The organism is Veillonella parvula (assembly GCF_945949885.1).
Classification (GTDB): Bacteria; Bacillota; Negativicutes; order Veillonellales; family Veillonellaceae; genus Veillonella; species Veillonella parvula_B.
This window is the reverse complement of sequence record NZ_CAMFFZ010000031.1, coordinates 1-21,589: the sequence shown is the minus strand read 5'-3', so window position 1 is coordinate 21,589 and position 21,589 is coordinate 1. Positions and strand designations below refer to the sequence as shown.

General features: G+C 41.1%; 18 protein-coding genes and 1 pseudogene. 13 read left to right on the top strand and 6 right to left on the bottom strand.

What is annotated here, in order from left to right; all coding sequences use genetic code 11:
* Positions 1–190: 190 nt before the first annotated feature.
* From Q7O55_RS08480 to cysK, 9 genes and pseudogenes are all read left to right on the top strand, one after another.
* Positions 191–832 (top strand): peptidylprolyl isomerase, encoded by a 642-nt coding sequence (locus tag Q7O55_RS08480; RefSeq protein ID WP_303929730.1) that lies wholly within the window; start codon positions 191–193, stop codon positions 830–832.
* On the top strand, positions 822–1,103 hold the full coding sequence (locus Q7O55_RS08475) for a GIY-YIG nuclease family protein (RefSeq protein ID WP_303929729.1): 282 nt from the start codon (positions 822–824) through the stop codon (positions 1,101–1,103). Before Q7O55_RS08480 ends, Q7O55_RS08475 begins: the two co-directional genes overlap by 11 nt.
* A 51-nt stretch (positions 1,104–1,154) precedes the next feature.
* Entirely contained in the window at positions 1,155–1,613 is a 459-nt protein-coding gene (locus Q7O55_RS08470; RefSeq protein WP_278457226.1) for a DUF1934 domain-containing protein, read from the top strand.
* A complete protein-coding gene (argS, locus tag Q7O55_RS08465; RefSeq protein WP_303929726.1) occupies positions 1,579–3,312 on the top strand; it encodes an arginine--tRNA ligase in 1,734 nt (577 codons plus the stop codon). Before Q7O55_RS08470 ends, argS begins: the two co-directional genes overlap by 35 nt.
* 15 nt (positions 3,313–3,327) lie before the next feature.
* Positions 3,328–4,938: a CTP synthase gene (locus Q7O55_RS08460; protein ID WP_303929724.1), complete on the top strand. Its 1,611-nt coding sequence runs from the start codon at positions 3,328–3,330 to the stop codon at positions 4,936–4,938.
* Positions 4,939–4,947: 9 nt separating this feature from the next.
* A pseudogene (locus tag Q7O55_RS09315) lies at positions 4,948–5,148 on the top strand (hypothetical protein); the annotation flags it as partial.
* A gap of 202 nt (positions 5,149–5,350) precedes the next feature.
* Positions 5,351–5,914 (top strand): alkyl hydroperoxide reductase subunit C, encoded by a 564-nt coding sequence (gene ahpC, locus Q7O55_RS08450; protein WP_004695016.1) that lies wholly within the window; start codon positions 5,351–5,353, stop codon positions 5,912–5,914.
* A gap of 377 nt (positions 5,915–6,291) precedes the next feature.
* The gene (locus Q7O55_RS08445; protein WP_004698292.1) at positions 6,292–6,741 is read left to right on the top strand and encodes an Rrf2 family transcriptional regulator; all 450 of its coding nucleotides are present in this window, start codon (positions 6,292–6,294) and stop codon (positions 6,739–6,741) included.
* Positions 6,742–6,757: 16 nt separating this feature from the next.
* Entirely contained in the window at positions 6,758–7,693 is a 936-nt protein-coding gene (cysK, locus tag Q7O55_RS08440) for a cysteine synthase A (protein ID WP_303929722.1), read from the top strand.
* Positions 7,694–7,966: 273 nt separating this feature from the next.
* Here the strand turns inward: cysK and Q7O55_RS08435 are convergent, their stop codons facing one another.
* From Q7O55_RS08435 to dapF, 5 genes are all read right to left on the bottom strand, one after another.
* Entirely contained in the window at positions 7,967–11,290 is a 3,324-nt protein-coding gene (locus Q7O55_RS08435; protein WP_303929721.1) for a subtype B tannase, read from the bottom strand.
* Between the two features lie 376 nt (positions 11,291–11,666).
* The gene (locus Q7O55_RS08430) at positions 11,667–13,661 is read right to left on the bottom strand and encodes a fructose-specific PTS transporter subunit EIIC (protein ID WP_303929719.1); all 1,995 of its coding nucleotides are present in this window, start codon (positions 13,659–13,661) and stop codon (positions 11,667–11,669) included.
* A gap of 33 nt (positions 13,662–13,694) precedes the next feature.
* Positions 13,695–14,609, bottom strand: coding sequence for a 1-phosphofructokinase (gene pfkB / locus Q7O55_RS08425; RefSeq protein ID WP_303929718.1), 915 nt, complete (start codon positions 14,607–14,609; stop codon positions 13,695–13,697).
* Positions 14,610–14,637: 28 nt separating this feature from the next.
* Complete coding sequence (locus Q7O55_RS08420) at positions 14,638–15,975, bottom strand: Na+/H+ antiporter NhaC family protein (protein ID WP_303929717.1); 1,338 nt, start codon at positions 15,973–15,975, stop codon at positions 14,638–14,640.
* 61 nt (positions 15,976–16,036) lie between these two features.
* A complete protein-coding gene (gene dapF, locus Q7O55_RS08415; RefSeq protein WP_303929716.1) occupies positions 16,037–16,870 on the bottom strand; it encodes a diaminopimelate epimerase in 834 nt (277 codons plus the stop codon).
* A gap of 326 nt (positions 16,871–17,196) precedes the next feature.
* Between dapF and ptsP the strand changes: the two genes are divergently transcribed.
* Both ptsP and Q7O55_RS08405 read left to right on the top strand, forming a co-directional pair.
* Positions 17,197–18,924: a phosphoenolpyruvate--protein phosphotransferase gene (ptsP, locus tag Q7O55_RS08410; protein ID WP_303929715.1), complete on the top strand. Its 1,728-nt coding sequence runs from the start codon at positions 17,197–17,199 to the stop codon at positions 18,922–18,924.
* Positions 18,925–19,062: 138 nt separating this feature from the next.
* On the top strand, positions 19,063–19,323 hold the full coding sequence (locus Q7O55_RS08405; protein ID WP_303929714.1) for an HPr family phosphocarrier protein: 261 nt from the start codon (positions 19,063–19,065) through the stop codon (positions 19,321–19,323).
* Between the two features lie 92 nt (positions 19,324–19,415).
* Here Q7O55_RS08405 and Q7O55_RS08400 read toward each other — a convergent pair whose 3' ends face one another.
* Complete coding sequence (locus Q7O55_RS08400; RefSeq protein ID WP_004697521.1) at positions 19,416–19,694, bottom strand: metal-sensing transcriptional repressor; 279 nt, start codon at positions 19,692–19,694, stop codon at positions 19,416–19,418.
* 330 nt (positions 19,695–20,024) lie between these two features.
* On the opposite strand from Q7O55_RS08400, the gene Q7O55_RS08395 reads away from it, so the two are divergent.
* Entirely contained in the window at positions 20,025–20,834 is an 810-nt protein-coding gene (locus Q7O55_RS08395) for a transglycosylase domain-containing protein (RefSeq protein ID WP_295814982.1), read from the top strand.
* A 226-nt stretch (positions 20,835–21,060) separates the two neighbouring features.
* On the top strand, positions 21,061–21,589 hold a 529-nt coding region (locus tag Q7O55_RS08390; RefSeq protein WP_303929712.1), incomplete at its 3' end, for a POTRA domain-containing protein.

Here is a 21,589-nt window from a genome sequence, read left to right as displayed (position 1 = left end):
AAGTTAATAGAATTGTAGATTTGGATACTGTTCAATTTCATATTGCAATTTAAGTTTTTTTATATTTTTAATCTCAATAGTGCCATAATATGATATACTAAAAAAGAGCCGCTCATGGGTTGAGCGGTTTTTCTATGTAAATTTTAAATCTACATTTAGTTAAATATAATATTAGTATTTGGGGGGACATATGAACTGGAAACGCTTGGCTTTATGCGCAATGTTGGGGATTACAGTACTTGGTACAACAGCATGTAGTACCAAAACTGGGGAGCAACCACAAGGTAATACTGTGAAAGCAGAAACTGTGGCGATGCCTAATTTTACGAATGCGCCAATTGCAGATGAATATGCTATTTTTGATACAAACTATGGTCAATTTAAGGTTCGTTTGTTAGGGTCTAAAGCGCCGATTACGGTCAAAAATTTTGATTATCTCGTGAAAAAAGGCTTCTATAATGGTGTGACATTTCACCGCGTTATCGAAGGCTTTATGATTCAAGGTGGAGATCCTGATGGCACAGGTGCCGGTGGACCGGGCTATACAATTCCTGATGAATTCTCCAATGATTTACATTTCAATAAAATGGGCGTTCTTGCCATGGCAAACCGTGGCCCTAATACAGGAGGCTCTCAATTTTTCATTACCTTGGGACCTACGGATTGGTTAGATAATAAACACACCATCTTTGGTACTGTAGTACAAGGTATGGATGTAGTTGAAAAAATTGGCAAGGTTAAGACTGGTCGCAATGATAAACCAGTTGAACCAGTAATTATCAATTCTATCACATTGGAACCAATCACTGATGATGCGAAAAATGGCAAATAAGGATGCTAAGTCTGAAGAACGGCACTATGTGTACTTGGTGCGTTGTGCAGATGATTCTTTGTATTGTGGATGGACTACAGATCTTAAACGTCGAATAGATGCTCATAATGGACATATCTTAGGCGGTGCAAAGTATACGCGAGGACGTCGTCCTGTGACCTTGGTATATTCTGAAAGCTTTCATCAAAAACAAGAAGCACAACGCAGAGAATATGCTATTAAACGGATGACGAAGACTAAGAAATTGGGACTCATTAAGGGTGCAAAATAGTCCTTGATTATGGTATAATATGATGATTAATTACTACCATGGAGGTTGAAAATGAAGCGGGTTCTAGTGTCCGTAAAGAGTGTACAACGAGATATGGATGGCAAGGATACCGTAGTGGAATTGATTTCCCCAGGTACGTCACATGAAAAGGGTAGTGCTCAATATGTGCGTTATGAAGAATCTAGTGTGACTGGATTGGATGGGGTTAAGACGACCATTAAAATCCATGATGATTCTATCGTGTTGCTTCGAACAGGGGCTGTCAATATGCGTCATCAATACGTCCGTGGTGAAGAACGAGAAGCCGTATATGAAACACCATATGGTGATTTACATATGGCTGTAAATACTCATGAATTAACAGTAGACTTTCATGATGGCGTAGGTCATGTTCATTTAGGATATGATATTTCCGTTGAAGGTGAATGGCAATTTTATAATCAGTTAGATATAGACGTGCGGGAGGATATAGAGCATGGACATGAAGGAAATCCTGAAATCGGGGATTGAACAGGCATTACAAGATACGATTAACAGCGGTGATTTGCCGGCTGGGGAATATCCAGAGATCGTTCTCGAAGTGCCACCTCAAAAGGAATTCGGTGATTTTTCTACAAACATCGCTATGCAATCCGCTCGTGTAGCTCGTCAAAATCCTCGAGTTATTGCTGAAGCTTTGATTAGTCATATGAACTTTGATTGGCTTGAACGTGCGGAGGTTGCCGGCGCAGGTTTTATTAATTTCTTTTTGAAATCTGATATGGTGTATGATACGTTAAAAGCCATTTTGACTGCTGGTACTGAGTACGGTGTTCAACCATTGCGTGCGCGCGATACGATTCAAGTAGAGTACGTAAGTGCAAACCCTACAGGGCCATTGCACGTAGGTCATGGTCGCGGTGCTGCGTACGGTAGTGCTCTTGTAAACTTGTTACGTGCAGCGGGTTACAATGTACAATCTGAATACTATATCAATGATGCGGGTAATCAAATCGACAACATGGCTATTTCCATTGAGTACCGTTTCCAAGAGTTACAAGGTGCTACATTAGTATTCCCACCTAAACGCAATGAAGACGGCTCTATGCCTGAGTTCAATATTCCAGAAGGGGCGTTAGTGTTCCCTGAAAACGGTTATCGTGGCCCAGATATTATTGAAACAGCGAAAGCGATTGCAGAACGAGAAGGCTTTGATAAATTAAATGCTATGAACGAAGCAGAGCGTGTAGCCTTGTTTAAGAAAGAGGGCTTAAAAGAAAAATTAGCTCGCTTAGAAGAAACATTAAGAAACTTCCGCGTTACGTTCGATAATTGGTTCTCTGAACGTACAGTTCATGAAACTGATGAAATTCATCACTCCGTAGAGGCGTTGAAGGCTCTAGGTAAAGTGTATGAAAAAGATGGAGCTTTGTGGTTAAAATCTACTGACTATGGCGATGATAAAGATCGCGTAGTTATCCGTGATAATGGGGTTCCTACATATTTGGCGGCAGATATTGCGTATCATCGCAATAAATTTGATCGTGGCTTTAAAGAAATGATTGATATTTGGGGCGCTGACCACCATGGTTATGTATGCCGTGTAAAAGCGGCTATGGCGGCGTTCGGTTATGACCCTGATAAATTAACAGTATTGCTATTACAAATGGTAGCATTGTTCCGTGACGGACAACTAGTTAAATTGTCTAAACGTAGCGGTGATAGCGTTACATTAGATGAATTAATCGATGAAGTTGGTGTAGATGCATCTCGTTACTTCTTCTTGATGCGTTCCTTGGATAGTCAACTTGATTTTGATATTAATTTGGCAAAATCTCGCAGTAATGACAACCCGGTGTATTATATCCAATATGCTCATGCTCGTATTCACAGTATTTACAACCAAGTGTGTGAAGCTGGCATCGCATTTGGCGATTATAGTGAAACTGATTTCACAACACTTACAAGTGAAATGGAATTAGAATTAATTAAGAAATTAGCTGAATATCCGGAAGAGGTCGTTCAAGCTGCTGAACATCGTGCACCTCATCGTATTGCTCGGTACTTATACGATTTGGCAAGCATGTTCCATTCATTCTACCGTCAAGGTCGTATCATTGGCGTAGATCCAGCGTTGCAACAAGCTCGTCTTGGATTAATCACAGCGATTGCCCTCGTTCTTCGTCAAGGCTTGGGTATTTTAGGTATTTCCGCTCCGGAAAAAATGTAATAGGTGGGAGGCATCATGGCAACTAAGTATATTTTCGTAACTGGCGGCGTTGTTTCTTCTCTTGGGAAGGGGATTACAGCAGCATCTTTGGGTCGTTTACTAAAAAACCGCGGTTTCAATGTAACGATTCAAAAATTTGATCCATACATTAATATCGACCCTGGTACGATGAGCCCTTACCAACATGGTGAAGTATTCGTAACAGATGACGGCGCCGAAACGGACCTTGATTTGGGTCATTATGAACGCTTTATCGATATTAACCTTAGCAAACGTTCTAATATTACAGCGGGTAAAGTATATTGGTCTGTAATCAATAAAGAACGTAAAGGTGATTACCTAGGTAGCACTGTACAAGTAATTCCACATATTACAAACGAAATTAAACAAAATGTTTACCGTGTAGGTAAAGAGGATAATGCTGATGTAGTTATCACTGAAATCGGTGGTACTGTAGGTGATATTGAAAGCTTGCCATTCATGGAAGCTATTCGCCAGGTGAAAAAAGAAGTAGGTCGTAATGATGTACTTTATATTCACGTTACGTTGGTGCCTTACATCAATGCCGCAGGCGAGTTGAAAACAAAACCTACACAACATAGTGTAAAAGAATTGCGTAGCATTGGTATTCAACCAGATATTTTGGTATGTCGTAGTGAGAAACATATCTCTGATGATATGAAAGAAAAACTTGCTTTGTTCTGCGACGTAGAACCTGAAGCAGTTATTGAAAATCAAACTTGTAGCTCTATCTATGAAGTGCCATTGATGATGCAAGATCAAGGTCTTGACGATATTGTTATCAAAAAGTTAGGTCTTGAAGATCGTCCATGTGATATGACTGCATGGAAAGAAATGGTTCATAAGATCTTGAATCCTAATAAAGATATTACAGTTGCTATTGTTGGTAAATATGTAGCGTTGCATGATGCGTATTTATCCGTAGTTGAAGCTCTAGATCATGCTGGTATTGCTACGGGTACTAAAGTGAATATTCGTTGGATTGACTCCGAAGAACTTGATGATACATCTGTAGATCCTAAAGAGGTATTTGATGGTGTTGAAGGTATCATCGTACCTGGTGGATTTGGTTCCCGTGGTGTAGAAGGTAAAATCCGCACAATCCAATACGCTCGTGAAAACAATATTCCATATCTTGGCCTATGCCTTGGCATGCAATCTGCAGTAATGGAATTTGCTCGTAACGTATGTGGCATGGAAGGAGCAACCTCTAGCGAATTTGACGAAAATGCTAAGTACAAAGTAATTGACTTGATGAGTGATCAAATTGATGTAGATAAAAAAGGCGGTACAATGCGCCTAGGTATCTATCCATGCAAAGTGGAAGCCGGTACGAAAACTCACGAAGCTTATGGGGAAGATTTGATTTATGAACGTCATCGTCATCGCTATGAGTTCAACAATGAATACCGTCAACAATTGACTGATGCAGGTCTTGTGATTTCAGGTACATCTCCAGATGGCCGTCTTGTTGAAAGTATTGAAGTAAAAGATCATCCATTCTTTATTGGTACACAAGCACATCCAGAACTTAAGTCTCGTCCAAATAATGCACACCCATTATTCCGTGGTTTCGTAGATGCAATCTTAGAACTTAAGAAATAGATTAAAACGATGGGATCTGTTTTATCTATTATAGGTTTATTTATATTAGCTGTACTCAAACTAGAGCAGTTTGTATATGGTAAATCGGGAAAAGAACAATCTACAACTGATCACATAGCACGGAGAGGGCTTGCTAATATAGCGGGTTTAATCGCTTTTGATCACGCTACTGTGAACAGTAAGTCTATTGTAGTACGTAAAAAAAGAAAGGTGCTCAGAAATGAGCATCTTTCTTCTTTTTTTGCTTACATCGAAAAAAGTTGGAAAAATATATCGATAAATTTAAAAATAACGCTTGCAATATTGAATGATATTTGTTATTATATAGACAAAGATAGATATAGATATGGTGCTAAGTACACCAATGTAAATATATTCGTTAAATATGGAACTCAAATAAGGAGGACATAACATGTCTATTATTGGTAAACAACTTCCTGAATTTACACTTGATGCTTTCAAAAAACCTGAATTGGTAAAAGTTAGCACTGCAGACGTGTTGGGTAAATGGTCTGTATTCGTATTCTATCCAGCAGACTTTACATTCGTATGCCCTACTGAGTTGGAAGACGTACAAAACTCTTATGCAGAGTTGAAAGAATTGGGTTGCGAAGTTTACTCTGTATCTTGTGACTCCGAATTCGTTCACAAAGCATGGTCTGATGCTTCTCCAAGCATCAATAAAATCGAGTACTACATGTTAGCTGACAAAAAACATGAATTGGCTGACTTCTTCGATGTATTCCAAGAAGAATCTGCTATGGCTTACCGTGGTACATTCGTAGTAGATCCAGAAGGCTTCGTGCGTACAGCAGAAATTCATGATATGGGTATCGGTCGTTCCGCTGAAGAATTGGTTCGTAAAGTACAAGCTGCTCAATTCGTAGCTAAACATGGCGATCAAGTGTGCCCTGCACGTTGGAAACCAGGTAAAGACACTTTGAAACCAGGTCTTGATCTTGTAGGTAAAATCTAATTAAGAAACTTATACTTAAATGCTAGAGTAATCTAGACAACTCCTCAAATGACATAAACACGGGCGCGCATCGTTTTCCTGACGATACGGTAAGTCCCAATACCAGATGAACCCTCTCCAATTCATCATGGTAAACCTCATATAACAAACTACAAACTATACGCAAAAGGACTGGTCTTCGGGCTGGTCCTTTTGTGTTGTTAATATCCCTTTATAAAAGTAGGAAATAAGTTCTTGCATTTTTATAGTGAGTGGTCTATAATGAAATTAATTCCTATTGATATGAAAGGTTTTATAAATAGCTTTATAAATATAATATAAGCACTTTTTAATATGGGTGTGTTTAACACTAACGTTTACAAAGAAAGGCAAGATATATGAGGATTTCCACAAAAGGTCGTTATGCATTGATGGTTCTCATCGATTTGGCAGAGCAAGGGCAAGATAAACCAGTTTCCTTGCGATCTGTGGCAGAACGACAAGGCATATCTGAAAAATACCTAGAAGGTATCGTAGCTCGTTTAGGCGCTGCTAACCTAGTGGATAGTATCCGCGGTAAATACGGCGGATATCGATTATCTAAAAGCCCTAAGGAGTACACAATTATTGAAATATTGCTTGCCACTGAGGAATCGATGGCTATCATATCTACCCTTGATGAAGGGGTGAGTACTGATACAGTAATCAACGAACGCACCGTTGGTTTCTGGGCAGGCTTACAAAACTATATTCATGATTATTTAGAAAACGTAACCCTACAAGATGTAATTGATGGGACTTACGCTAAACTTGATACAAAATATGATAATTGGGATGGTTCTATTTAATTAAGGAGTGACCACTATGTCTAAAATTGCTAAATCTTTTGTTGAATTAATCGGTAAAACACCACTATTGGCAGCTACACGTTTTGGTGCTAAATTTGGTGCAGAAGCAAATATTTTTGCTAAATTGGAATATTTTAACCCAGGTGGATCTGTAAAAGATCGTATCGCAGCAGCAATCATTCAAGCGGCTGTTGAGTCTGGTGAATTACAACCAGGTGGTACAATTGTAGAAGCTACATCTGGTAATACAGGTATTGGCTTATCTGCTGTAGGTGCCGCGCTTGGCTATAAAGTTGTAATCGTAATGCCTGAAACAATGTCCATTGAACGCCGTAAATTAATGCTTGGTTATGGCGCTCAGCTCGTATTGACTGACGGTTCTCTTGGTATGAAAGGCGCTATTGCAAAAGCTAAGGAAATCGTAACGGCTACAGCTGGTGCTATTGAAGCAGGTCAGTTCGTAAATCAAGCTAATCCTGCAATTCACTACAGAACAACTGGCCCTGAAATCTGGCAAGATACTGATGGTACCGTAGATATCTACGTATCTGGTGTTGGTACAGGCGGTACGTTGACAGGTGCAGGTCGTTACTTAAAAGAACAAAACCCTGATGTACATGTGGTTGCCGTAGAACCAGCAGATTCTCCTGTATTATCTAATGGTAAACCAGGCCCTCATAAAATCCAAGGCTTAGGTGCTGGCTTCATTCCAGATACATTGGATACTAACATTTACGATGAAGTAATCCAAGTTTCTAACGAGGATGCTTTTGCTACATCTCAAGCTTTTGGTCACACAGAAGGCGTATTGGTAGGTATTTCCTCTGGTGCTGCGCTTTGGGCGGCTCAAGAATTGGCAAAACGCCCTGAAAATAAAGGTAAAAATATTGTAGTAATTCTCCCTGATACAGGCGAACGCTACTTATCTACAGTTTTATTCCCTGAAGTTTAATCACCTATCATGGTAAAGCATAACAGTTGCTTTCTACTGGCTCAAACACATGGATGTTTCCCTGTATTTTACAGGAAGCATCCTTTTTTTCTGAATTCATTTGTTATTGTAATAGGTAATGTACTGAGTAGATAATGGTGCAGATTATTGATAGTGGGAGAGGGTCTTTTACAATAATATTTATTATTGAATACACAAGAAAATTTATAATTGTATATAAAAAAGGAGCTACTGGGTAGCTCCTTTAGTATTTTGGTATGTATTTAATTGTAATTATCTACCGTTTTTAACAATATTATCCATCCAGTTGAATAATTCTTCTAGATCGTAATCACCAGAATGATCTACATCAAATGGTGTTGCCATATCTACTCTGTACCCAAGGTTTTGAGCACGCGTACCTACGATTAAAGGAATTGCAACAGATGTATTGCTGTCAGCTGTGCCGTAACGAATACGATAGAATCGTGCATTTGTCGCAGCTGGAGAACCGAGATAGTTCATTGGGTTCATCATAGTAACAATCTTAGCATTTTCTACGTATACATCTTGATTAGCAGTTGTATCGTGTAATGCAGCAGTAATTGTAAAATGGTTATTATCTGTAGTACTTGTACCAAATAGACTGTTTTCACCAGTATCATTGGAACGGGAGTCAAAGGCGCCTGGCGCTTTAGAACGGCTTACAAAGTGGTTATATGCTTCCCAGTTAATGTCTTTGATAGTCCCTGTTTTATTATCACGTACAAGGTATGTATGCTTAGATAAATCAGTACCTTTAGCTTGTGCTTTATTAGCAGCAGCAACGATAAATTCTTTTACATAATTTTTGAAAGTACCATTACCATTCTTATCGAGTTTTAGAACACGACCTAGAGAGTCACGTAATTGCAAGTTATTTACGTAATCAGGGAAGTGTTCGCTAAGCATTTTGGAGTATGCTAGATCGTCTGCATTCAAGTTTACACGTTGCATTGTGCGTTGTGGTTGAGCAGGAGTACCGCCTACATTGGCTTGTGGTAATTCACCTGGGGACATAGTCACTTTATTAAAGGATGAAATGCCGTTATAACTCCATTCGTAAGCCATATCAGCTGCATCGAGGTTAGTGATAGGGGCATACGCAGATACTGCGTATACATTAGTTGCCGCGGTAGCTGCACCTAATGCTTGTAAATATAGTTGGAAGTCGGAGCTGTTACCAGTTGCACCTTGTAACAAGGATACACCACCGCCTGCACTTGTACCATTTGTGATAATGCGGTTTGCATTACCTGGCATAGCGGAATCGTTGGCGTGTAAGTAGGCTGTGGCCGCTTGTAAGTCAACGATTACTGCAGGGGCCTTACCGATGAAGTTGCCATCGGAAGCTTTATTGGTACGACCACGTGTAGCAGGGGAAGCTACTACATAACCACGGGATAATGCGTAAAGAACACTGTTAGGTTTACCATTTTCCATTTTTGGAGTCATAGCTTGACTTGGCATATAACCGCCTACCGCATTTGGCATGAAGATAGGGGCTGTTTGGGTGTTGTAACCGTTGATAGTGCCGTTGTTGAAATATTCCTCTGGTACATAAATGTTCATGTATTGCTGATCTATGTCGATTGGATTAGCCACGTAAGGGATATACTCGAAGGCGCGATATTTGATTTCCTTATTATCTACTGTCGTAGACATAGATTCGTAATTTTTCGCGTCAAAGGCAAGGCTAATTTTTGCAGATGCATTGGCTTGCAATGGTGGATCCATTGGTTGGGAAAGAATATTTTTCTCTTCTGTTACAGGAGAGCCTTTTGTAGAGGCTGTATTACGAGCATCTACATAAGATTGCGGTAATTTGCTCTCTTGAACTTGTCTAGTCTCCGCTTCTGACTTAGTTTTTGCTTCAGCTTTAGCTTTTGTCTCGGTTTCGGACTGAGCTTTAGCAGCAGCCTCTGCTTTAGCTTTTGCTTCGGCTTCAGCCTTAGCTTTAGCAGCAGCTTCTGCATCTGCTTTAGCCTTAGCTTCGGCTTCAGCTTGTGCTTTGGCTGCAGTCTCAGCTTCTTCTTTTGCTAGTTGTTCAGCAGCTAAACGTTCTTGCTCTTCTTGGATTGCAGCTTGTCTTGCAAGTTCCGCTTGTTTAGCCGCAATACGTTCTTGCTCTGCCTTAATAGCTGCTTCGCGTTCAGCTTTAGTTTTTTCGGCCGCTACACGCTCTTGTTCAGCTTTTAAAGCTGCTTGGCGTTGAGCTTCAGCCTGTTGAGCGGCGATACGTTCTTGCTCCGCTTTAATAGCTGCTTGACGTTCTGCTTCAGCTTTAGCGGCAGCTTCAGCTCGTTGGCGAGCTGCTTCTTCAGCGGCTAAGCGTTCTTCTTCAGCCTGTTGAGCGAGGATACGCTCACGTTCCGATTTTAAAGCAGCTTGGCGTTGCGCCTCGGCTTGTTGAGCGGCGATACGTTCTTGCTCGGCTCTAATAGCCGCTTGACGTTGAGCCTCGGCTTGTTGAGCGGCGATACGTTCTTGTTCCGCTCTAATAGCAGCTTGGCGTTGCGCCTCAGCTTGTTGAGCTGCTGCCATACGCTCTTGTTCAGCGCGTAAAGCTTCTTGGCGTTGCGCCTCGGCTTGTTGAGCCGCTAAACGTTCTTGATTTGCTTGCTGCTCAGCAATACGGCGTTGTTCCTCTTGGATACGGATGCGTTCTAGCTCTGCCGCTTGACGGCGTTCTTCTGCAATACGCGCTTGCTCAGCTTGTTGAGCCGCAATACGTTCCTGCTCAGCACGTAAAGTCGCTTGACGTTGTGCCTCGGTTTGCTGAGCTACCACACGTTCTTGTTCCGCCCGCAAAGCTTCTTGCCGTTGTGCTTCTGCTTGTAGTGCTGCTTGCCGTTGCGCTTCAGCTTGTTTTTGAGCGAGTTGTTGTTGATCAACTTGTGATACCGCGGCTAGTTGAGCTAAACGCTCACGCTCAGCACGTTGAATATCGCGAATTGTAAGTCTTTGTTTGGCTACCACGGCTTTTGTTACTGTAGTATTAGATACAGTTAATGGCGCTATGGATTCTTGTTGAATAACAACAGGCGTACGCTGTACTTGTGTAGTTTGTACTTGTTGCTTACCATCTACTGGTTTCTCTATAGTAACAGGTTCAGTTTTTCGCTGTACATTTATCAAGCTGTGCATTGCTAATGTAGGTTCCATGACAGCTTTTGTATCTTTATTGACAACATACTGAGGTTGAGTTTGAACCTGTTGTTGAGATTGCATTGGTACTACTTGTTGCGGTACTGCTTGTAATGGTGTAATTTGTTGAGTTTGTATAGGGCTAACCGTTGCTGGTTGTATCACGTAGGATGGTTGAGGTTGTGCCATCGGTGGTGCTTGTTGTTGTACAATGGTGGCCGGTTGTGGTGTAGTTGGTAAGACTGGCTGAGTTGCCATTGGTTTCACGACTGGAGTTGCTACACTTGTAGTACTTTGTGTCGTTGATTCAGCACTGGTACTCGTACCTACTAAATCATTCATGTTAAGTGTAGGCTCTGCATGGGCAACACCACCCAACGCAGCTGCGGCAAGAAATGCAGCAGTAACCTTACAATTTTTTGATGACTTCATGAATTAGTTCTCCGAACTAGATTTCTAATAATAATTTATAATTTTAAAGTTAATTAATATTTATATAGTTTAACATAAATCGATGTAATTGTACAATTTTGAGGATTTGCTTCCACTTTTGAAAGTAGTTTTGATCATGAATTATAAAATAATATTAATTATTTTTGAATATAAGAAAAAAGACTAGAGTACGTATATTCTTGAACTATACCTCCTAAATTATGTCCAATTTTTAGGTCAGTTCAGAACACGTATATTCTAGTCCTTTTAGTATATCTACTAGTGTGACACTAGCTTTCACCATCGATAAGAGTCAATAATCAATCATCGGCCATCAATCATATATAAGCTATAATTGATAGTTAATTTTAATGGTCTATTTAGTGATACTATTTTTTAAACTTGGCTTTACAAGTGCTAAGATGAAGCAAGCCACAATGGAACCGATTGCGATGGATGCAAGGTAAAGAAGTGGATTACCAATTGTTGGTACTACGAAGATACCGCCATGTGGAGCGCGTAGTGTGCATTCGAAGAACATGGATAATGCACCAGCTGTACCAGCACCGATGATGCAAGCTGGCAATACGCGAACTGGATCAGCAGCTGCAAATGGGATAGCCCCTTCTGTGATGAAGGAAAGGCCCATGATGTAGTTTGTGATACCAGATTTGCGTTCAGCCTCTGTGAAACGGCTAGGGAAGAATGTAGTACAAAGAGCGATTGCCAATGGAGGAACCATACCGCCTGCCATTACCGCTGCCATGATACCGTATTCACCAGTCGCAAGTGCACCTGTGCCGATAACATAAGCCGCTTTGTTTACAGGGCCTCCCATATCAACGGACATCATAGCACCAAAGATTAGACCTAACAATACGCGGCTAGTAGTGCCCATGGATTGCAAGGAGTCCATTAACCAGTGATTAAGTGCGGATACAGGAGGATTGATGATAAAGGTAATAGCGATACCAATGAACAATACGCCAAGTACAGGGTAGAAGAGAACCGGTTTTGTACCTTCTAATGCTTGAGGCAAACCAGATACTAATTTCTTAACTAATAATACCAAATAACCTGCTGCGAAACCGGCAATCAATGCACCGAGGAAACCAGAGCCGCCTTGGTTAGCTAATAAGCCGCCAACGAAACCAGCTACAAGACCTGGACGGTCCGCAATACTCATAGCGATGTAACCCGCTAATACTGGTAACATGAAGCCAAAGGACGCGCCACCGATTTGCATTAAGAAAGCCGCAAGAGGTGTACCGGAACCAAAGTTTTTAGGATTCGCTGGATCGAATACGTCGAATAAGAAGGCGAGGGCAATCAAGATACCGCCACCGATAACAAACGGCAACATGTGAGAGACGCCGTTCATTAAATGTTTGTAGATTTGACGGCCTACGCTATCAGATGCGCTAGCTGCAATCTCAGCAGCTTCGCGGTCAGCCGCAGATGCTTGATATACGGCAGCTGTGCCAGCCATAGCTTCTGTTAGTAGCTCTTCCGCTTTATTGATGCCATTCGCTACCTTAGTTTGAATCATAGGTTTACCGTCAAAACGTGCCATTTCTACTTGGCGATCGGAAGCTACGATAATACATTTAGCATGTGCAATTTCTTCTGCTGTAAGAGCGTCTTTAACGCCAGAGGCACCGTTCTTTTCTACTTTTAAGGAGATGCCCATTTCTTTAGCTTTGCGTTCTAAAGATTCTGCAGCCATGTAGGTATGTGCGATGCCAGTAGGACAGCCTGTAACAGCTAGTACATCATAATGCGGGTTATCTATAGAAATCTTAGGTGCAACTTTTTCAATTGCTTCTGTAGCCTTTGTTTCGATAGCGCCAGTAATACCGGTTGCTTTTTGATCCTCTGCTGTTTTGATAAACCCTTCTACAGATGGATCAAAGTTGCCTTGCTCTTTAGCTGTTACGAGTTCCAAGAAACGTTCTACGGTTGGAGCTGCGATAAGAGCTTCTTTGAAATCAGGGTCGATCACCATTGTTGCTAACTGACTCAATACCTCTACATGAGTGTCAGCCGCGCCTTCTGGAGCAGCAATCATAAAGAATAGGCGAGATGGTTGACCATCAAGTGCTTCAAAATCTACACCGTTAGGCACGACCATAGCAGCGAGGCCTGCTTCTTTTACGCCTGCAGATTTAGCATGCGGTGTGGCGATACCATCACCGAGGCCCGTAGAACCTGACTCTTCTCGAGCAAAGACAGCTGTTAAGTACTCACCTTTATCGATGAGGTTGCCGCCTTTTTCCATCAATTCGCCTAAGGTATAAATGGCGTCAGCCTTTGTGACAGGATCTGCATTCAGCAAAATAGATTGAGGTTTTAATAAATCAGTGATTTGCATATGTGTACTCCTTGATGCAAATAAAATATAAAATCATTTAACTCGTACTTGTGAAAGTAGTGTTTCTACTTCTTCAAGGGTTGCGAGGTTTTCAGAGTAGGCAGAGGCAGATCCACTGGAGATGCCCCAGTAGAGCGCCTCTTGTAAGTTACCTGTTTTTTCATAGCCCGTAATAAAGCCAGCGACCATGGAATCGCCAGCGCCTACGGAATTTACGAGGATACCTTTAGGGGCAGGACTGGTGTATACAGCGCCGTCAGCAGCGACCAAGATAGCTCCATCACCAGCCATGGAGATGAGCACGTGTTGTGCACCTTTCTCTTGTAATGCTTTAGCAGCTTCTACAAGGTCATCCTTTGTAGCAAGAGTGCGGCCAAAGATTTCGCTAAGCTCGTGATTATTTGGCTTAATTAAGAATGGTTTATAAGGCAAGACTTTTGTGAGTAGATCTTTTGTAGCATCTACTACGATGCGGATATTTTTATGTTGTAAGCGATTCATAATGAGTTCGTACATATCGCTTGGTAGACTAGAAGGAATGCTCCCCGCAAGGATTAAGGTGTCCTTTTCGGTCAACGCATCGAGTTGTTTGTATAGAGCTTCTAATTCGTGATCACCGATGATTGGGCCGCGGCCGTTAATCTCTGTTTCCTCATCAGATGCTTTTACTTTAACATTGATGCGGGTTAATCCTTCGCGAAGTCGGATGAAATCTTCTTTCACGCCGAATTTCTTGAGTTGTGTTACGATTTCTTCGCCTGTAAACCCTGCGATGAAGCCGAGTGCTGTCGTATCCATGCCAAGATTATTGAGCACGATAGATACGTTGATACCTTTGCCGCCACCGAGAACGTATTCTTGGGTGGTACGATTAATAGTACCCGTCTTGAGGTGATCAAGGCGCACAATATAATCGAGAGCTGGGTTAAAGGTAATAGTGTAAATCATACAATTTCCCCTTTTGAGATATTACTAATTAGCGTATGATCGGTTGATCTTGCTTCCGTAAGCGTAACCAATAGATGAGTGGTACTAGATATAGGAAGAAGGCAAATGGTACGTAACCTGCGGAACTTGTACCCATCATGACAACGGGCACGTAGGCAGCGATATTCCACGGTTGCAATGGAGCAATGAGGATGCCGCTATTTTCAAAGTCTAGCATCACATCTTCGTCTTGAATACCCCGTTGAGCGTAGGTAATACGCATAATAGAGTGTGTCATAACTACCGCAATAGCTTGGCTGCATCCAACCGCACCTGTTAAAAAGGCAAGGCCTACATTGGCAGCAAATACATCGTTCCGTGTTTTAGCCCGTTCTAACAGTTGTCGTATGTCGTTCCAGAAGCCAACTCCTTCAAGCATGCCTGAAATGGCAGTAGCCATGAAAATCGAAAGGGTAGGGATAAACATCGTTTGTAGACCGCCGCCATGAATGATATCAGCTAGTGGATTGTAGTGCGGTAGTTCAAAGCCCGTTAAGGTATACCATCCCAACTCAGAAATGGTGGCTCCTTGATTTGTATAAGCTAGAATGGCCGCTGCTAATGCACTGAGTCCGATAGGCCAACGGATAGATACTTTCAAAGGCAATAGACCAATGACGATGATGACTGGAATCCATAATGTCCAATCGATGTTGAAAATAAAGTGAATTGTATCGGATAGTAAACTATTTTCGTAATTGAGTGGGTACCACTGAGATAGTAATAGATACAGCACTGTAGAGATGATGAGTGCTGGAATACCATCTTTAAACATGATGGGAATATTCGTTGATACCTTTGTATGGGTTAAGGCTGCTACGAGAGACGCACTAGAGGATAGTGGCCCGTTTCGATCACCAAAGTAAGCACCTGCAATAATGGCACCGGCTACGATATTTTCTGGAATACTCCCAGCTCTTGCCATCGTGATGAGTACGATGCCTATTGTACCTACAGTTCCTAGTGCGGTGCCCAACAGCATGCTTACTACAGCTGTTATTAAAAAGGCACAGACGATGAAGATGGACGGGTTAATTAAGTCGATGCCTGTGGCAATGATCATAGGGATAATGCCCGCTGCTTGCCACATGGCGATGAGCCAACCGATGAGAAGAAAGATTTGCATCACCACGATGGACGTTTTAGCACCTGTCCACGATAGGTTTAATAGTTCCTTTGGTTGATATCCTTTGCGATAAAATACAAAGGTCATGATGCACCATACGACAATCAAGGCGTAACCAATGGCGATGCTATTGGCTACAGCAATGAGGATGACGAGAATGGATATAAGTAGTCCTAAGAGGGGCTCTATATTCCGTGGCATGAGTGAGCGACCCTGTTGGTATCTTAGGAACGCATTTAATATAAGTTGTAACCACTTCATCTTAGTCGATAGGAAGTTCTGTTTCGAAGACTTCCTCAGCAGGGCCTGTCATGAGCACCGTGCCATCCTCCAAGTATGAAATATGCAATGTACCTAAATAGAGTTCCACATCTACTTCGCGCCCTGTTAATCCCTTTTCAAAGGACATAACGGCAGAGGCACAAGAGCCTGTTCCACAAGCTAAGGTAGCACCAGCGCCGCGCTCCCAAGTGCGCACCTTGATATGTTTGTCATTTACCACTTCAATGTAGTTTACATTTGTGTTAGCAGGGAAGGCATCGTGCTTTTCAAGAATTGGGCCTTGCATTGTAACAGGGGCCTTTGTAATGTCGTCGATGAATACCTCCGTATGAGGCACGCCGAGCAATACGGAGCTTACCGTTACGGTCTCACCGTTTACATCAAGGTCTACGTCGATAACCTTATCCATGGTTACATTCATAGGAATGTCTTGGGCATTGAAGAATGGTTTGCCCATGTCTACAGTAACTTGTGTGACTATTCCGTTTTCGATAGTCAAGGTAGGCTTCATTACGCCTGCCAAGGTTTCGATGGTGAAAGTTTCCTTCGTAGTTTGACCGTGTTCATAAGCGTATTTTGCAAAGCAGCGAATCGCATTACCGCACATTTCTGCTTCACTACCATCGGAGTTGATGATACGCATGCGCACATCACAAGTTTCGGAAGGTACTAGGATGGCAAGACCATCGGCACCAATACCCGTACGACGATCGCAAAGGCGGATAGCGAGGTCTGTGTAGTCTTTAGAACTCCCTTGTGGGTCGGCAAAGAGGATGAAATCATTGCCGAGACCATGCATTTTTGTTAATTTCATAAAGTCTCCTATCAATAAGTAAGACTTTCACCATGAAGCCCGTGAAAGTCTCATATGTATATTATTATATATTCTATATTATAATATTATAACATTATAACATAAATAGGCCTTAAGCATGGCATGGAATCGTATAAATTTATAGCAAAATAAAGGGAAAATAAGGAAAGCTTACAGCGTTTATTAAGAGTTATAATAAAATAAAAAATGCCCCATGTGGGACGGTTATTTAAGGGAATATAGGGATTTGGATTACTTTATTGTTTAACCGAGAAATGATAAAATAAAAAGTAATGTAGCTAATCGTAATAGAAAGAGGAACACATATGCGAATTCAAGGGATTTCTGGATCTCGTGGCGTTGCAGTAGGCAATGTATATAGATATATTCAAGAGGAAATTGTCATTCCTGATTACACTGTAGCGGAAGACAAGGTAGAAGAAGAAATTAGCAAGTTTGCAACTGCTATGGCATCTACCTTAAAACAATTGGATACTATTCGTAAAAAAGCGTTGGAAGAAATGGGACCAGAAGAGGCCGCTATTTTTGAAGCGCACATGCAAATCGCTCAAGACCCATCCTTGTCTGACGGAATCAAATCCCTTGTTGAGTCTAGTCATATCAATGTGGTTTCAGCTACGTCTCAAACAATTGAAACCTTTGCAAATATCTTCCTCGGTATGGAAGATGCCTATATGCGTGAACGCGGTGCAGATATTAAGGATATCGGCGATCGTTTGATGCGCAATATATTAGGTATGAACCCTCGCGGTTTGTCTCATATTTCTGGCGAAGTGATCTTGGTGGCTCATGATTTGGCACCATCTGATACGGCTTCTCTCGATAAAAATGTGGTAAAAGGCATTGTCACTGCGGCGGGTGGTCCTACATCTCATGCGGCTATTATGGCTCGTACACTCGAAATTCCCGCTGTTATGGGAGTAGGCGATATTGAAAGTTTCGCTGATGGCGACAAAGCAGTCGTTCTTGGTACCGATGGTATCGTAGAAATCAATCCATCTGATGCGGATTGGACGGAGTATACAAATCAAGCGTTGGCGTTCCAAGAGGAATTAAAACGGTTGCGCGAATCTGCTAATCTTGAAGCTACTACCACTGATGGTCACCATGTAGAATTATTCGGTAACATCGGCAAGGCAAAGGATGCTAAACATGCGCTCACTATGGGGGCACAAGGTATTGGTTTGTACCGCACAGAATTCCTTTACATGGAAAACGACGAACTGCCTACAGAAGATGTACAATTTGAAGAATATAAAAAGGTAGCCCAAGAGATGAAGGGGCAACCGGTTATCATCCGTACCATGGATATCGGTGGCGACAAGGAATTAAAATGCCTTGATTTGCCAAGTGAAATGAACCCATTCCTCGGTTATCGTGCCATTCGCATTTCTTTAAATCGTCCAGATATCTTTAAGGCACAATTGCGTGCCTTGTTACGAGCTAGTGCGTTTGGTGATATTCACATTATGTATCCTATGATTGCTTCTGTTGAGGAAGTGAAACAAGCGAATGCTATGCTTGATGAATGTAAAGAGGAGCTGGCGGCTGAAGGAAAGGATTTTAACAAGGATATCAAGGTTGGCATCATGATCGAAGTACCTGCAGCAGCTGTTATATCTCCAATCCTTGCTAAATATGTAGACTTCTTTAGTATCGGTACTAACGACTTATGCCAATATACATTAGCCGTAGATCGTATGAACGAAGCCATCGGTAACTTGTATCAACCATTGCATCCAGGGGTGTTACGTCTTATTAAGCACGTTATTGATGCCAGTCATGAGCAAGGTAAATTTACAGGTATGTGTGGTGAGCTTGCTAGCGATCCTGTGGCGACCATGATTCTATTAGGTCTTGGTCTCGATGAATTCTCCATGACTGCTTCTTCGATTCCTCTTATTAAAAATATCTTGCGTTCTGTTTCTAAAGCAGAATGTGAAGAGGTGGCAAATAAAGCACTTGCTATGGACACAGCAGAAGAAATTACAGAATACGCTAAATCTGTATTAGCTGAAAAAGGTTTACTATAATCTAGTTTTACCTTAAATAGAATCATTACATAGCAAATAAGATGTAATATACTTGAATTGAAATGCTTGATATTGATACAATATATCTATTAGAACGTATGAGATAGGCTCTGCCTATCGAGATAGAAAGAGGTTATCATGAAAGAATTAACAGTAGAAATTACTAACGAATCTGGTTTACATGCTCGTCCTGCTACAGCCTTCACACAATTGGCTGCTAAGTTTGCTTCCAAAGTGACTATCGCTGCTAATGGTAAAACAGCAGATGCTAAATCCATCTTAACTGTATTGACTTTGGGGGCTACAAAAGGAACATCCCTTACATTGACTGCTGACGGTGCTGACGAAGATGATGCACTTGCTGCATTGAGCGAATTCTTAACAACTAACCACGATTAATATTGGGGTAATAAAAAGGACCCTACATTTTGAACTGCACCTCCCAAAATTATGTCTAATTTTTGGGTGCAATTCATTTGTAGAGTCCTTTTTTATTTACCCATATTTGCAAAGCGCTCTACAGCTTTTGTAAAGTCGCTAATGGTTTTTTCTACGTCACCATGTTCGATACCATCTCGTACGCAGTGGTTGATATGTCCTTCAAGAATTACTTGTCCTACTTTATGTAGTGCAGATTTAGCTGCATTAATTTGGCTCAACACATCTTCGCAGGGAATGTCTTCTTCAATCATTCGATCAATAGCTTGCACTTGACCTAAGATTTTACGCAATCGACGATGCAGATTTTCTGAATCCATACACTGTTTCATATTACTCCTCCATAGGCATGTTTTTATCATCTCATATATTATACTCTATTTAAAGTTTTTAATACAACTTAATAAGTATAACTAATATGCATTAATCGGTATTTATAGATATATAGTATCGTGCCGTTATAAGATATATTAAATATATTTGTAGTATGAGTAGACGTAAAAACTAGTGTTTTACATATCTTCTTCTTGATTGATGTGATACAATACATTTAATATACTTTATATTTGTATATGTATATAAGGTATTGTATAGATGGCTAGATTATAAACCTATATTTACATGTGTTTATATTACAGACCTTTAAGAAATAGGTGAAAGAAATGAAAGTATTTCGCTACCTTCGAAACCTGGTTGTATTCGTGGTGGTCATGATTTTGGCTATGTTTATCTATGACGGATACCATAGCTTTCAAGGGACAAATCGTGAGAGTAAAGCTCATACACTTGTTGAAAAACAAATAGAACAAAGTGAAGACACGCTCAGTCGTACAGATCGAATTATACGCCTGTTTACATTTAGAGATAAAGTACAGATAGCTCTTAATCAACGTGTTTCAAAAGAGCATTGGGTGAAAGGAGATGTTATTCCTGAGTATACAAAAAATGCATTAATCGCTATTGAGGATAAGCGGTATTATAAACATGGAGCTATTGATGTACTCGGTATTATTCGCGCCTTGTACACAAATACCATAGCAGGTGAAACGCTGGAAGGCGGTAGTACTATTACACAACAACTTGTAAAAAATCTGTTCCTTTCATCAAAGCGCATTATGAGTCGTAAGGTAGAAGAGGCGATTCTCGCTAGTGAAATGGAACATTACTACTCTAAGGAAGAAATTCTCACCATGTATTTGAATACCGTATATTATGGACATAATTACTACGGTATCTACGAAGCATCTTATGGCTACTTCGGTACGAGTCCAAGTCGATTAACATTGGGGCAAAGCGCTTTACTCGCAGCATTACCTAATGCACCATCCTATTTAGATCCTTATACGAACTATGAAGGGGCTAAAGCTCGACAAAAACTGGTGCTAGAACAAATGGTAGACCAAGGCATGATTACACGAGCCGAGGCAGATTATGCGTACGAACAGGACTTGAAACTCGTTGAAGAGGAATAGTTATTTTATTGGTTGAGAAAGCTCTAGAAGTAGAATTACAATACTGTTGTTTGCTATAAAATAAATAGGTGATTTTATGAATATCTCTTGGTTAATTGCTAAATTTACTGAGAGATATTTTTTAGTGAAAAGTAAAACCTTCATGAAATTTGTGGACAGGGATTGACATCATAAGGGGAGGCTAAGATATAATTTAATACGTTACATATAGAAAGGGGAGAGGACCATGAAAGTAGTATCTATTGCAGCAGGTTGTGTGGGGCTGGCTAGCATTATGTGTACAGTGCCAATATTGGCGGCAGATGTACCATCTTCATTTATACAACAAGAAGCGGCTCGAGCCGATGCTTCTTTGCGTCAACGCGCAGAGGCACCTATGGCAAGGGCCGCTTTGTCGCGTTCAGAATCACAGTATGACATTTTAAATAGCGCACCTATGGAGGCATTACCACAAGAAGTAGTCTCATTTCCAATTGACCAGATTGTAATTACGTCATCAGAACCGGTCTTTAAGAAGTATAGGAATCGACTGAAAATATATAATCATAACAATATTGGGGCAGAGGGGATTGCTGTTTTACAAAAGCAACTACAAGAGCAAATTCTTGCCGATGGATATGTAACGAGTCAAGTGGTAGTACCAAATCAAGATTTGCAATCAGGTACACTGACTTTTGAGATTTTACCAGGTTATGTAGAGGATATTGTTCTTACGAATCCGAAAGCTCGCACTAATTGGCGAAGTGCTTTTCCAG